Origin of the sequence: Lentzea xerophila (genome assembly GCF_051094245.1) — a bacterium.
Taxonomy (GTDB): domain Bacteria; phylum Actinomycetota; class Actinomycetes; order Mycobacteriales; family Pseudonocardiaceae; genus Lentzea; species Lentzea xerophila.
Window position 1 is genome coordinate 3304076 of record NZ_CP194934.1, and the last position, 14098, is coordinate 3318173.

9 protein-coding genes are annotated in these 14098 nt (G+C 69.0%); 4 read left to right on the forward strand and 5 right to left on the reverse strand.

What is annotated here, in order from left to right:
• Window positions 1-85 precede the first annotated feature (85 nt).
• The 3 genes from ACRSBM_RS15780 to ACRSBM_RS15790 all read left to right on the forward strand — a co-directional run bounded on the left by ACRSBM_RS15780 (window position 86) and on the right by ACRSBM_RS15790 (window position 6033).
• The gene (locus tag ACRSBM_RS15780) at window positions 86-1495 is read left to right on the forward strand and encodes a 3-deoxy-7-phosphoheptulonate synthase class II (RefSeq protein ID WP_434444139.1); all 1410 of its coding nucleotides are present in this window, start codon (window positions 86-88) and stop codon (window positions 1493-1495) included.
• A 185-nt stretch (window positions 1496-1680) separates the two neighbouring features.
• Complete coding sequence (locus ACRSBM_RS15785; protein WP_434444140.1) at window positions 1681-2517, forward strand: IclR family transcriptional regulator; 837 nt, start codon at window positions 1681-1683, stop codon at window positions 2515-2517.
• Window positions 2518-3171: 654 nt separating this feature from the next.
• Window positions 3172-6033, forward strand: a complete 2862-nt coding sequence (locus ACRSBM_RS15790; RefSeq protein ID WP_434444141.1) for a helix-turn-helix transcriptional regulator — start codon at window positions 3172-3174, stop codon at window positions 6031-6033.
• Window positions 6034-6315: 282 nt separating this feature from the next.
• On the opposite strand, the gene ACRSBM_RS15795 is transcribed toward ACRSBM_RS15790, so the two are convergent.
• Complete coding sequence (locus tag ACRSBM_RS15795) at window positions 6316-6885, reverse strand: malectin domain-containing carbohydrate-binding protein (RefSeq protein ID WP_434444142.1); 570 nt, start codon at window positions 6883-6885, stop codon at window positions 6316-6318.
• 284 nt (window positions 6886-7169) lie between these two features.
• Between ACRSBM_RS15795 and ACRSBM_RS15800 the strand changes: the two genes are divergently transcribed.
• On the forward strand, window positions 7170-9134 hold the full coding sequence (locus ACRSBM_RS15800; protein WP_434444143.1) for an NB-ARC domain-containing protein: 1965 nt from the start codon (window positions 7170-7172) through the stop codon (window positions 9132-9134).
• Window positions 9135-9240: 106 nt separating this feature from the next.
• Here the strand turns inward: ACRSBM_RS15800 and ACRSBM_RS15805 are convergent, their stop codons facing one another.
• From ACRSBM_RS15805 to ACRSBM_RS15820, 4 genes are read right to left on the reverse strand one after another with little or no spacing between them, the layout of a single operon-like run.
• Window positions 9241-10710, reverse strand: coding sequence for an acyl-CoA carboxylase subunit beta (locus ACRSBM_RS15805; RefSeq protein ID WP_434444144.1), 1470 nt, complete (start codon window positions 10708-10710; stop codon window positions 9241-9243).
• A gap of 25 nt (window positions 10711-10735) precedes the next feature.
• Window positions 10736-12577: an acyl-CoA dehydrogenase family protein gene (locus ACRSBM_RS15810; protein ID WP_434444145.1), complete on the reverse strand. Its 1842-nt coding sequence runs from the start codon at window positions 12575-12577 to the stop codon at window positions 10736-10738.
• Between the two features lie 34 nt (window positions 12578-12611).
• On the reverse strand, window positions 12612-13832 hold the full coding sequence (locus tag ACRSBM_RS15815; protein WP_434444146.1) for a beta-ketoacyl-[acyl-carrier-protein] synthase family protein: 1221 nt from the start codon (window positions 13830-13832) through the stop codon (window positions 12612-12614).
• Window positions 13829-14047, reverse strand: a complete 219-nt coding sequence (locus tag ACRSBM_RS15820) for an acyl carrier protein (RefSeq protein ID WP_434444147.1) — start codon at window positions 14045-14047, stop codon at window positions 13829-13831. Before ACRSBM_RS15820 ends, ACRSBM_RS15815 begins: the two co-directional genes overlap by 4 nt.
• Between the last annotated feature and the right edge of the window lie 51 nt (window positions 14048-14098).

Here is a 14098-nt window from a genome sequence, read left to right on the forward strand (position 1 = left end):
CTGATCTCCAGCGCCGTGACAGTGACCGGTGACCGGAGAAAAGCGCGGCGAATCCGCCTTCATCCTCAGACACGGGAGTGGCCCGATGACGATTTCGATCACGCCGGGTTCGACGTGGGCGCACGGGCTCGGACTGGAAACGTTCGAGACGCGTGCGCCGGTCACCGCGCTCGCGGACTTGGAGGAAGCCGTGTCCCGGCCGGCTTCGCAACAACCTGCGTGGGCCGACCCGGCGGAAGCCCGGCGCGTGCGGCACGTGCTCTCCGGCGTTCCACCGATCACGATTCCCGCGGAGATCGACAGGTTGCGGGACCGGCTCGCCGCGGTCGCCCGAGGAGAGGCTTTCCTCCTGCAGGGCGGCGATTGCGCCGAGACGTTCGCCATGAACACGGAGGCCCACATCCGGGCGAACGTGGACACGTTGCTGCAGATGGAGGTGATCCTCGCGCACGGTGCGAGCACTCCGGTGGTGACCGTCGGCCGGATCGCGGGTCAGTACGCCAAACCGCGTTCGAGCGACCTCGACGCCGATGGCCTTCCCGTCTACCGCGGTGACATGGTGAACGGCCATGAGCCGAACCCCGCGCTGCGCGTCGCCGATCCACAGCGGATGATCCAGGCCTACGCCCACGCGAGCAGTGCGATGAACCTGATCCGCGCACTCGCCGGTGCCGGCCGGCCCGGTCTCGCGGCGCTGCGGACGCGGCTCGCGACCTTCGGGTCCGGATCCCCTGCGGCAGACCGGTTCCGCGCCTTCATCGACGAGATCAGCAGGGCGTTGAAGTTCGCCGGCGCCTGTGGAGCCGATGACAGGCCCACCTGGTCCACCGAGGTGTTCTCGAGCCACGAGGCGCTGGTTCTCGACTACGAGCGCGCGATGATGCGTGCCGAGCCTGACCGCGACGCCGGAATGAGGCTGTACAACGTCTCCGCGCACTTCCTCTGGATCGGGGAACGCACTCGGCAGTGGGATGGCGCTCACCTCGCGTTCGCCGATCTGATGGCCAACCCGATCGGTCTGAAGCTCGGCCCGACCACCACCTCCGAGCAGGTGGTCGACTACGTCCGGCGGCTCGACCCGGACAAGGAACCGGGCCGGCTGACCCTGATCACGCGCTTCGGCAACGAGAAGGTCCGGCGGCTGCTGCCGGACATCGTGCGCGAGGTCGAGGCTTCCGGGCACCAGGTCGTGTGGCAATGCGATCCCATGCACGCCAACACAGAGGTGTCGCGCACCGGACTGAAGACCCGCAAGTTCGACCGGATCGTCGACGAGATCCAGGGGTTCTTCGAGGTGCACAGGGCACTCGGAACCCATCCTGGAGGCATCCATCTGGAACTCAGTGGCGACAACGTCACCGAGTGCACCGGAGGGGCGCTGTCACTCACCGACGACGATCTGCCCAGCCGGTACGAGACCGCCTGTGATCCTCGGTTGAACGCGCAGCAGTCGATCGAGCTCGCCTTCCTCGTCGCGGAGATGCTTCGTAGCTGACCTCGTCTTCCTGTCCGAGACGAACTCCGAGTCGCTGTTGTCGACCGCGCAGGTCCGTAATGGTGCCGGTGAAGCGGGGACTGTGGAGTTGGAACCGGGTCTGTGGAGCTCCGCAGTCACAGGTCGTGATGGCGTTCCTACGCTCGTCGGTGTCGGTAACCGGCGATGCTGAGGGAGATCCCGCGATGTTCGAGCAACTTGAGATCGAGCGGTCGCGTTCGACGGTCCTGCAGGCGGTGGACGGCGCTGACGGCCCACGCGACGCGCGCGGAGCGGCGACGAAGGTGCTGGCGGTGCTGGAGGCGTTCGGTGCGTACGACGGCCCGGCGTCGCTGGCGGAGCTGGCGCGTCACACCGGGCTGCCGAAGTCGACGACGCATCGGATGGTGGGGTTTCTGCGGTCCGCCGGACTTGTCGACATGGCAGACGGTCGTTTCATGCTGACCTCGAGGGTGGCGGAGCTGTCGGCGGCCGTACCGACGGACTTTTCCCGTGGCGTGCGGGAAGTTCTGTTGCCGGTCCTGACGGAGTTGTACGAGGCCACTCACGAGGCGGTGCATCTGACGGTGCGGTGTGGTGATGTGGCGCGGGTGGTGGAGCGGGTGCACGGTCGCAGGTCCGCAGGGCTGGTGACCCAGTTCCGCGGTGCGCTTCCATTGCACTGCACGGCTGCCGGCAAGATCCTGCTGGCCGGCTCCGATGGGCCTGACACCGGCATGCCTGCCCTGGACGCTTACACGCCTGCCACGATCACGTCTGGGCAGCGATTTCGTGAGGAACTGGCGAATGTGCGCAGGTATTGCGTCGCGTTCGACCGTGGTGAGTGGTCCTCGGGTATCACCGGGGTTGCCGCGCCGGTGTGGGGCCCCGGTCGCAGGTTGATGGGCGCGGTTTCCGTCGTGGGGCCGTTCGGCCGGTTGATGCCGGACGCGGTTGCTCCGAAGGTGCGCAAGGTCGCGGAGATCGCGTCGCGTGAGCTGCACACGGTCCGGTTCCTGTCGAAGCAGGACGTCGCAAGCTGACTTGAAGTGTCGTCACCATTTGTATGCGAACGCAGTTCGGCTACTGCTGGAAACATTCTTCCCTGAACTCGACCAGTACACGATCGGGTGATTCAAGTGGTCGATGTCATCTGTTGAGAACTGTTCTGCATCGGGTCGGTGTTCTGCCCGGAGGGGTCTCGTGCGGCGAACGCGCCATCTTAGCTCACTTCGGCCGGTGATTGTCCAAGTAGAGCGCTTTGGGCACACATGTCAGGCGGATCGGGCAAGTTGGCGGGCGTGAGAACTGGGTCGGTGTGCACCTGAACGTCTCCATCGAATATTCGGTTCCGAATGGATGGCTTCGTCTCCAGTCTTGTCTCAATTGACTCCTGAGTGAGTGCCTGGAATCTTGGGCGTCCGGTCGATCGTGGGATTTCGATCTGAGGTGTGGCGGAGTTCGCGAGGTGTGACGAGTGCGGCTGAGCGTGCGGTTCACAGCGATTGTCGGTGTGCGACATCGGCCGGCATCGAAGACTGATTCTCTGCGGAACTCGGCAAGCCATTTTCGCGAGCGCACGCCATTCGAGGTGAACTTCCGCATAGCAGATTCCGCTGCTCTTTCAGCCGTGTCGAGCGGAAAGATACGTCGAAGACCACCTGAACGGACTAGAGAACAAACGATGGAGCGCTCAGATGGTGGACGAGGCACGGGTCCAGCGCATTCTCGCCGCCCACCCTTCGCTCGTCGGCCGCCGGGCAGAGCTTGAACGGATCGCGCAAGAGCTCGAGTCGGCTGCCGCCGGCACGCCGTCGGTGCTGCGGCTCGAGGGATCCACCGGCATGGGCAAGACGACCCTCCTCGAAGCGGCGAGCACAGCCGCGCGCGAGTGCGGGTTCCAGATCGGCCGGGCGACCGCGTCACCGTTGGAGAAGGAGATTCCGTTCGCGGTGGTCCGGCAGCTCTTCGAGAGGATGCTCTCCGAGCAGCCCGCTGTCGTAGCCGTCGGTGTCGCGCGGCACGGGCACGACGTGATCACCGGCACCTTCGCCGACACGACGGGCAGCTTCGAGGAAGTGCACGTCCACAAGGCGATCCAGGGCGTCTACCGGATCGCGGCCGACCTCGCACAGCGCGCACCGCTGTGTCTGATCATCGACGACGTGCAGTGGACGGACGTTTCGTCGTTGCGCTGGCTGAACTACCTCGTCCACCGCATGACCAAGCTTCCGATCGCGGTCCTCGTCAGCCGGACGTCCGGGATTCATTCCAGCGACCCGCTCCTGCTCGCGGAGCTGGGAATCTACTCGGACCGGGTGAAGCTCGAAGGCCTCTCCCGGCAGGACGCCGCCCGCCTGGCCGAGCAGGTGCTCGGGCACGCGCCGGACGACGCGTTCGTGGCCGCTCTGCGCAGTGCCACCGGCGGCAATCCTCTGGTGATGTGCCATCTCCTGGCCGCGGTCCGGCGGGAGTCGGCGTCGACGGATGAGGCGGCCACGTCCCCGCTGACCCGCTTCGGTCCGGAAGAACTCGGCCGGGCGGTGCTCGCGCGGCTCAACCGGCAGTCGGGTGAGCTGGTCCGGCTCGCGAGAGCGATCGCCGTCGTCGCGCCGGGCGACCTGGAGCTCGCGGCCGCGATCACCGACCTGGAGCTGCCCGAGGCCGCCGATCACGTGCGGCAGCTCGAGGGCATGGGGTTCCTGGCATCAGGGAACAAGCTCGAGTTCACCCACTCGATCATCCGGGACGCGATCACGAACGCGGCTCGTCACACCGAACGCGATGCCTTGCACGCCAAGGCCGCGCGGTACCTGCACGAGACGCGGGCGCCGAGCGTTCTGGTCGCCCGCCACGTTCAACGGACGGCCTCCCGGCTGGGTGTCTGGGCGGTCGAGGCGCTGCGGGCCGCCGCCGACACGGTGATCGCCGAGGGCGATCCCCGCACCGGCGCGAGGTTCCTCGCCAGAGCGCTGCGAGAGGATCTGCCCGACCCGATCAGACGGGATCTGTTGCTGCGCCTGGGTTCCGTCGAGTCCTACTTCGATCCCCGCGTGGCGGTGGCGCACCTCGAGGAGGGGATGAGCGAGCTCGAGGATCCGGAGATGATCTTCAACGCCGCCTGCCGGCTGGCCCAGGTGCTGTACCTCGACGCCGACTACGAGAAGGCGAGCGCGGTGCTGAACCAGGCCGTCGACATGGTCGGATCGCGGCATCCGACGATCAAGGACCGGCTCTGCCTCACGCTGGGGGTGACCGTGCCGTCGGAGATCGGTCAGGCGGAACACAGCGATCTGCGCCAGTTCATCGACGAGAACTGGCGCAGAGAAGACGCCCGTAGCCTCAACCTCGCGGCGTTGAGCGCGGAGTACGCCAGCAACCGGGGCGAGAACCTGCCGCTGGCGAGGGAAGCGGGACTCGTCGCGATGTCGAAGGGCGTAGCCCCGATCATGGAGCATCCGCAGCGACTGCTCGCCGTGGTCAACGCGCTCATCCGCGCCGACGAACTGGAGCGCGCACTGCGGTACTGCAGCGAGATCGTGCTCGAAGCCCATCGCGAAGGGCTGTCGCTGATCGGGCTGCTCGGCCACGTTCTCCGGTCCCGGGTGCACTTCCACTGCGGATCACTCGCGGAGGCCGTCGCGGACGCCAGGCTCGGGCTGGCGGCGGCGCGGGCGCTGTCGTTGCCCCAGCACCACCTGGGGTCGGTCTACGCCGTCGACGCGGAGGTGCGTCCCCTGCTGCATCTCGGTGAGATGGACGCCGCGCGGGACGCCATGAGCGCCTGCGGCATGTCCAGCGCATTGCCGAACAGTTGGCACCACACGGTACTTCTGCACGCCCGTGGGGCGTTGCGCATGGAGGACGGCGACGTGGAAGGTGCACTCGCCGACCAGCTCCAATGCGGCGAACGACTGGAGACGTGGGGGATTCGCAACCCGGCGTGTCGTCCTTGGCGGTCCTACGGTGCCCTTGCCAGGTTTCGGCTGGGGCAGCGACAGCAGGCGCTCGACCTGGCGCTGGAGGAGCTCAGGCTGGCGCGCGAATGGGGCGCACCGACCACCATCGGCCGTGCGTTGCTGACCGTCGGCATAGTGACCGGTGGCGCCGCCGCCGTTCCCTGGCTGACGGAGGCACGTTCCGTCCTCGGCACGTCACCGTCGCGGCTGCTGCGAGCGAACGTGCTGCAGGAGCTCGGCGCCACGCGGTGGAAGCTCGGGCAGCACGAGAACGCGCGGCAACACCTCGCCGAGGCGAAAGCGCTGGCCGAGCAGTGCGGTGCCGTGTCGGTGCTCCGCAAGCTCGCGGAGCTGCCTGACGACGCGGTGAGCCTGTCCGTCGCTATTCCGCCGCCGCAACAGGGAATCCAGCTGTCCCTGACGCCGCACGAGTACCGCGTGGCCATGCTCGTCGTCGCGGGCAACTCCAACGACGAGATAGCGCACAAGCTCCATGTCTCCCGGCGCGCGATCGAGTTCCACCTCACGAACATCTACCGCAAGCTCGGCGTACGTCGCCGAACCCAGCTCTCCTCAGCGCTGCAGGCACTGTCCGGATGACGTTGTCTCGGAGAAGCGACAGCCACGATGGACTCGGCGGGCAGCGGATCTCGGCGTCACCGCGGACGAGACAGCGCCCCGCATCCGGACCCGGATACGGGGCGCTGCACCACGCGGTGTTCACGATCTTCAGGTCGAACGCGAACTCTCCGACCAGCTCACATCTCACTGCCCTGGGCGCCGTATCTTCCTGACTACCTAGGACAATTCCTCGCTGTACTGTGCTGGCGGCAACGGAAGCGCCATCGGGGCGGCGGCCCCCAGCTCCGGCGGAGGCCCCGCTCAGGCGGTGGGTACCAGGACGATGGCGTTGATCTGAGGCTGGTCGGCGGCGCCCCGCACGAAGTCGATCCACACCTTGCCGGTCTCGTCGGCGGTCACCGGGAGGTCCCGCTCGACTCCGAAGGCGGCAGGGCCGTCCGCGCCCGCGGTGACCGCGGTGCCGATGATGTCGAAGTTCTGCAACACGCGGACGCCGTTGACGTCGACGTCGAAGACGCGCTGGCCGGGGCGGCTGAAGTACCAGTCGAGGAAGTACAGCCGCAGCTCGTAGGAGCCACCCGCGGTGAGCCCGGTCAGTTCGTAGGTCGACTCGGTGTACCGCGCGGTGTACCAGATGTTCTCCGGGATGCGGTTCTTGACCGTCCGGCTGAACACGGTGTTCGCTCGTTTGTCCGCGGGCTTGGTGTCGACCATGCCTCCCGTGCCGAACGAGTCGGGGAGGAAGGTGGCGTCGCCGGCGCCGCCGACGTCGACCGAGACCGGGTCGGCCGCGAGTGCGGCGGGTGCGGTGCCGACGATCAGGGCGGCCGCCGCCGCGATCGCCGTGAGGAAACGTGAGAGCTTTTGCATGAGGGCAGTGTGGCACTCAGGCGACGGGATCGGTTCAAGAGAGCATCTTTGGTAATCGAAGTCGACGCAAACGGGAAACTTCTTGCCGACGGCAGGGATTCGTCCGTCGGCGTGGCTCGGTGCGGCCGTGATCATCGGCCAACGGCTATGCGGCGTAAGACAGTTCGGCCCGCCCATCGGACCCATGGACGCCGAGACTGGAACAGTTCGTCGGCTTCTGCTGCCAGGCCGGGTGATGCTTTGCGGCGAGGGCGATCCCGACGATCAGCGCGACCAGATCGGCGATGGCCCGCGTCCGCGGCCACGACGCCGTCCCGCACGACCGGCCGTGGCCGGCCGCGCTGCAGGAGGCGGAGGCGGGCGGGGTCGTCGTGGTCGTCGGCCCTCCGGGGGTGGGCAAGACGACGTTGGCGGTGACAGCCGCCCACCGGTTGTCGAGCCAGTTCCCGGACGGGTGCCTGGCGATCGACCTGCGGGGTGTCGACGACCGGCCGATGGCGCCCCACGCCGTGCTGGAGCGGCTGCGGGCTTGGCTGGGTGTGCCCGGGGGCCGGATTCCGGTGTCGGAAGCCGAGCGCGTGTCCCTCTACCGGACGCTGTTGCGGGACCGGCGGGTGCTGGTCGTGCTCGACGACGCTCTGGACGAGGCACAGGTCGCGCCCCTGCTCGGCGGCGGCGAGCACAGCCTGACGATCGTGACCTGCCGGCGGGCGCTGGTGCACCTGGAGTCCGCACGACACCTGCCGCTGGACGTGCTCACCACGGCCAACGCGGTCGAGCTGGTCGCGTCCATCGTGGGGGAGGACGTGGTGGGCGAGGAGCCGGAGGCGACGGAGGAGCTGGTCTCGCTGTGCGGCAACCTGCCGCTCGCGGTGCGTCTCGTGGGCAACCGGCTGGCCACGCGGAGGCTGTCGATCTCCTACCTGGTCCGTCAGCTGCACGACGAGCGACTACGACTGGACACGTTGTCGGCGGGGGACGTGCAGCTGCGGTCCGCGTTCGAGGTCTCGTTCCAGCGGTTGTCGCCGCAGGCCCAGTCCGTGTTCCGCCGCCTCGCGCTCATCCCCGGCCCGGACTTCGACGACGACCTCGCCGAAGTGGCGGCCGGCCTGCCGGTGGACGAGGTCGCGCGATCGCTCGACGAACTCATGGAGATGTCGCTGCTCAACATCACGTCGTCGCCGATGCGCCTGCAGTTCCACAACCTGCTTCTCATCTTCGCCCGTGAGCGGCTCATCGCAGACGAACCCGAGCACGTGCGGGACCGACTGCGAGACGCGTTGCATTCGTACGTGTTCGAGCGGGGCAGGGCCGCGGCGGAGATGTTCTACGCCGAAACGCGCGAGGTACCCGCCGGCAGCCCGTTCCACTCGCGGGAGGAGGCGGGTGAGTGGCTCAGGCAGGAGTTGGGGACCTGGACCGCCGTGCACCGCGAAGCCCTGCGGCTCGGCAGGTACCAGGAGGCGTACGACCTCGCGTGGTCCCTGCACAGGAACATTCCCGGCGGCGAGCTGGAGCACCACCGGTGGGACGAGGTGTTCGACGTCGGGCTGAGGGCCGCCAGGGCACTCGGCGACCGGGCGGCCGAGGCCAACATGCTCGGGGTGCTGGGCTGGTCGCTGAGCATGACCACGGGCGACGACGAGGGCGCGGTCGCCCTGCTGCGCGCGGCGAGCGAACTCACCCAGGAGATCGGCGACTCCGCGACCTTCGTGATGGCGCACGCGAGCCTCGGGTTCCTGCTCACCAGGCTCGGCCGGACGCAGGAGGCGTTGGAGCACGCCGAACTCATCCGCCGGCTGTCGCAGGGGCACGACTTCTTCCAGACCAGGCTGTGGGCCATGATGGCCGTCAGCGGCACGCTGGCCGCGGCGGGCCGCTTCGCGGAGGCGCTGGAGGTGAACGGCGACCTGCTCGCCGAGGCCGGGCGCCGCCGGGACGAGGCGAACCCTGCTTTCACGAAGAAGGCGGAGATCCTGCTGCGCGCGGCGATCGCCGACTGCCTCTTCGGTCTGTGCCGCTGGGAGGAGGCCGCACGGACCTACGGCGCCGTGCGGCAGGAGTCCGGCCTGAAACCGGTCGGCTACCGGACCGCGGCCGAGATGGCTCTGTCCGAGGGGAAGGCATGGCGCCGGGCGGGCGAGCCGGAGCGCGCGCGGACGTGCCTCGTCGACGCCCGCGAGATGCCCGACGGCCCGGCCGACGCCGTGGAATGCGCCGAGGCCGAGCTGGCGCAGCTGTTCTGCTGATCGCCTCGACGCCCCGGCCTCCGCCGCCCATTCCGGATCGATGCGACGGACGCCGGTGAACCGCTGCCGCACGGCTGCGGGAGGGCGGCGTCCGTCGCCGTGCTTGTCACTGCGGCATGTTGTCGTGCCGATGGCGTGGCTGCTGGGCACGCGTCAACGGGCGGATCACCCTGACGATCGCGTCGCGGGTCTCCGCGGGAGCGATCAGTGCGTCCACCGCCTGGCGGGAGGTCGCCAGCACCGGTGAGAGCGCCTCGGAACGGTAGTGGTCCAGCAGTTCCTGGCGTTTCCCCGGCTCCGCCGCGAGCTCACGGCGGAACACGATCTCCACCGCACCCTCCGCACCCATCACCCCGATCTCGGCGGTGGGCCACGCGAACACGCGGTCGGCACCGATCTGCTTGGAGTTCATCACGATGTACGCGCCTCCGTACGCCTTGCGCAGAATCACCGTCACCCTGGGAACGGTGGCTTCGGCGAAGGCGTACAACAACTTCGCGCCGCGACGGATGACGCCGTCGGTCTCCTGCGACCGGCCGGGCATGAAGCCCGGCGTGTCGACCAGTGTGACCAGCGGAAGGCCGAAGGCGTCGCACATCCGCACGAACCGCGCGCCCTTCTCCGCCGCCTGGGTGTCGAGCGTGCCCGCCAGCACGTTGGGCTGGTTGGCGACCACGCCCACCGGCATCCCGTCCATGCGGGCGAAGCCGATGACGATGTTCGCCGCGTACTGGGGTTGCAGCTCGAGGAAGCTGTCCGCGTCGACCAGGCCGCGCACGACCCGCCGCACGTCGTAGGTCTTCCGCTGCTGTGCCGGAACCTCGGGCACCAGTTCCGGGCTGCGCGAGAGATGAACCGGCAACTCGTCCCAGCAGGAGTTCGGGAGGTACGACAACACCTTCCGCACCAAGGGGAACGCGTCCTCGGGACGTTCGGTCACGAGGTGCGCGAGCCCGGACGCCGTCGAGTGGACGTGTGCCCCGCCGAGGTCCTCGGCGGTCACCTCCTCGCTGGTCACACTGCGGACGACCTTCGGGCCGGTGAGGAACATGTACGCCCGCCGGTCCATCACGATCAGGTCGGTCAGGGCGGGGGAGTAGGCGGCGCCGCCCGCGCAGGCGCCGAGGATCACGCTGATCTGCGGGACACGGCCGGACAACGCGACGTTGCGGCGGAAGATCGACGCGTAGCCGTCGAGGGCGGACACCCCCTCCTGGATGCGAGCGCCGCCGGAGTCCAGCACGCCGACGACGGGGCACCGCGCCCGTTCGGCCTGGTCCAGTACCTGGGCGATCTTCTGTGCGTGCGTGGCGCCGAGCGTGCCGCCCAGCACGGAGACGTCCTGGGCGAACACGGCCGCGGGCCGGGCGTCGATCTCGGCGGTGCCGGTGACCACCGCGTCACCGGCCGGTCGCTTGGCCTGCATGCCGAACGCGGTGCACTGGTGCTGTGCGTCCGCGCCGAACTCGACGAAGCTGTCCCGGTCGACGAGCGCGGCGAGCGCCTCGCGGGCAGTCGGCTTGGCCGGCTTCGCCGGCGCGGACTCGGCGGAGCGGTTGATCGTCGGTGTTGCCACGGGTTTCCTGTTCTGGGGTAGGGGCTCAGACCAGCGGCAGATCGGGCACGGGCAGCAGTCGCGCGTAGGCCTCGACGTAGTCCTCGGCCGCGATGGGGGCGCGCAGCACGTCGTTGGTGATGCCGAAGGCCTCCACGACGTCCTCCGCGTGCGGCAGGAGACGCTCGTCGAGTCGCGCGATGAGTGACGGGATCTCCCGCACCTGAGCGGGGGTCAGCGTGCCGCCGCACAGGTGCCAGGCCGCGTCGCCGTTCAGCTCGGCCAGGGCGAACCGCAGCAGCAGCGAGGTGAGCACCGCACCGGTCTCGGGCATGGTCGCCCGCCGAGCCACGGCGTGGAACTCCTCGAGAGCCCGCCGGACGCCGTGCAGCCTGCCCAGTTCGGCGGCGAGCGGCCCGACGCGGTTGGTCCGTTCGAACGGGTCGTCGCCGTCCCGGCGAGCCGCCCGCGCCCGCTCGTACACCGCTCGTTCGCGGTGCCGGAACAGCCGCAGCAGGAACTCCGGATCGTCGAGCGCGCCGGTACCGGGCTGGTCGGCGGGCGGAGCGTAACCACGGCCGAGCAGCATCTCGTTCGCGGCGTCCAGCACCACGACCTGGTTGTCGCCCTCGGCGGTGACCGAACCCTGAACCAGTGCCACGTAAGGCGAAATACGGTTGTGCGTGAACATGCCTCGTGCGCCGCAGCGTTCGATGCAGGTCGTCACCACGTCCTGCGCTGTCCACGTGACGAGCGCCTTGGTGATCGCGAGCGCCCGCTTCGTCTCGACCGAGGCGAGCGAGCCCTGCCCCGCGCGCCGCCTGGTGTCGTTGAGCAGCACCGTGACGGCACAGGTACGGGCCAGCGCGTCGAGCAGCTGCGCCTGGTGTGTGCGGAAGGCCATCACCGGCACGGAGCGACCTCCGGACACGGTGACGTGCCTGCTGTTGCTGTGCCGCACGGCGATGAACAGGCTCGCGCGCGCGGCCGCCGCGGTGGCGGAGGTGAGGCAGAGCTTGCCGGTCTGAACTCGGGTCATCGCCCGGTTGAACCTGCGGCGCAAGGACTTCGCCGCGCCCGTGCGGCTTCCGTCGGGCGCGATCACCGGCTCCGCAGCGTCGAGCAGCAACGCGCGGGGAACCCGCACACCGCGGAAGGTCGTGACGGCGTTGTCGAGTGCCAGACCCGGCTTGTCGCCGAGAGGCTGGACATCGACGCCGTGACACGGCCCGTTCTCGTCACGAATCCGCACGACGAAAGGAAAGACGCCTTCGTCGACGCCGTCGATCTCGAGCCTGGCCAGCGCCACGGCGATCTTCGGCACACCGTCCAGCCCGGTGTTCGGCATGAACTTGCGCGCCTCGTGGCTCGGTGTGGTGAGCACGAACTCGTCGGTGGAGCGGTCGTACACCGCACGCGTGCGCATCTCGGCGACGTTGTTGCCGTAGCCCAGCTCGGTCGCCAGGAACACTCCGACGGAGTCCATTCGCGACAGTTCATCGACCACCGCGGAGAGCTCGGGGCGGTCGTCGCCGAGCTCCAGGATCGCGCCGAGGCACAGGTTGTAGTGGATGGTGAGTACCGACACCAGGGTCGGGTCGAGCACACCCGCCCACTCGTGCAGCACGAGGAAACGTTCCAGGTCGGCGGTGACCAGCTCGCGAGCCGAACCCAGCTCGGCGTTGACGTGCCGCAGCCGCCGGTACGCCAGCGCGGCGTTCTCGGCGGGCGAGCGGCCCTCGACGTGGTCGAACGGCTCGGCGGAGAAGAGCTTGGCGAACCTGTCGTGTTCCTCGTCCGCGCCATATCGCAGCAGGCCGCGCAGTTCGGCCGCCCGGTCGGCGGCAAGCCGTGCGGGTGCCCCGGATCGGGTCTCGTGCTGGACCACTTCGTCTACTCCTTGGTGTCGCGTGGCTGAGAAATCAGGGTGCGCCGACCAGCAGCACGGCGTTCTGGCCGCCGAAACCGAACGACGTGCTCATGGCGACGCCGATCGACTGCCGCCTCGACACCGCGGCGAGGTCCAGGTCGATCTCCGGATCGACGTTCTCGAGGTTGGCCGTCGGCGGGACCAGACCGTGCTCGATGCTGAGCGAGGCGTAGATGGCCTCGGCCGCGCCGGCCGCCGCCAGCAGGTGACCGGTCACGCCCTTGGTGGAGCTGACGGAGATCCCGTCGCCGAACACCGCCCGCACCGCCTTCGCCTCGGCCAGGTCGTTGAGCTTCGTCGACGTGCCGTGAGCGTTGAGGTGGTCCACGTCGGCACTGGTGAGATCCGCGTCGGCGAGCGCCGCGCCGATCGCCGCCCGTGCGCCGGCACCTTCCGGGTGCGGACTCGTGACGTGATGGGCGTCGGCGGAAGCGCCGTAACCGAGCACGCGGCCCCGGATGGACGCGCGTCGCGCGCGAGCGTCGCTTTCCCGCTCCAGCACCACCACAGCCGCGCCCTCGGCCGCCGCGAACCCGTCGCGGTCGCGGTCGAACGGGCGGGACGCCCGTGCGGCGTCCGCCGAGCGCTTGGTCAGCGCACCCATCCTGGCGAAGGCCGACAGGATCAGCGGCACCAGCGACGCGTCGGCCGCGCCGGCGATCGCGATGTCGCACGCGTTGGCCTGCAACAGCTGCCGTGCCGTGCCGATCGCGGTGGCACCGGAGGCGCACGCGGTCGACACCGTCAGGTTGGGGCCGGTCGCGTGCAGGTGGATGGCGAGCTGGCCCGCGACCATGTTCACCAGGGACATCGGCATGGTCAGCGGCGAGGTGCCGCCTGGTCCCCGTTCCAGGAACGCGACGTGTTGTGCCGTCAGCGTTTCCACGCCGCCGACTGACACGCCCATGACGATGGCCACGCGGGTGCCGTCCCACTCGTCGATCCGCAGACCCGCGTCCTTGACCGCCTCGTCCGCGGCGACGAGACCGAGCTGGCTGTAGCGGTCGAGCCGCCGCGCGCCGTGACCGAGCAGCATTCGCGCGTCGAAGTCCGTGACGCGGCAGATGACCGGGGTGCCGAGCACCCCGAGATCTGGGCCGGGCACTCCGGTGGGCTCGCCCGCGCTGACGCGCTTCCAGTTGTCGTCGACGCCGAAACCGGCCGGGGTCACCATTCCCCGTCCGGTGATGACCACATCAGGACGCGAGATCATGCGGCGACCTTGGCGCCCATCAGCGCGACGACGTCGGCGATCGTGGTGACCGACGTGAGCTCTTCGTCGGAGAGAAGGGTGTTGTAGTGCTCGCCGACGATGACACCGAACTCGACCACGTCGAGAGAGTCGGTCAGCACCTCTTCGAGCGCGGTGCCCTCGGTGATCGCGTCCGCGGGAACGGCGAACTTGGTCGTGAGGATCTCGGTGATCATATCATACACGGTGGACAAGGAAGTTCCTCCTGCGGCGCGTGGTGGTCGCAC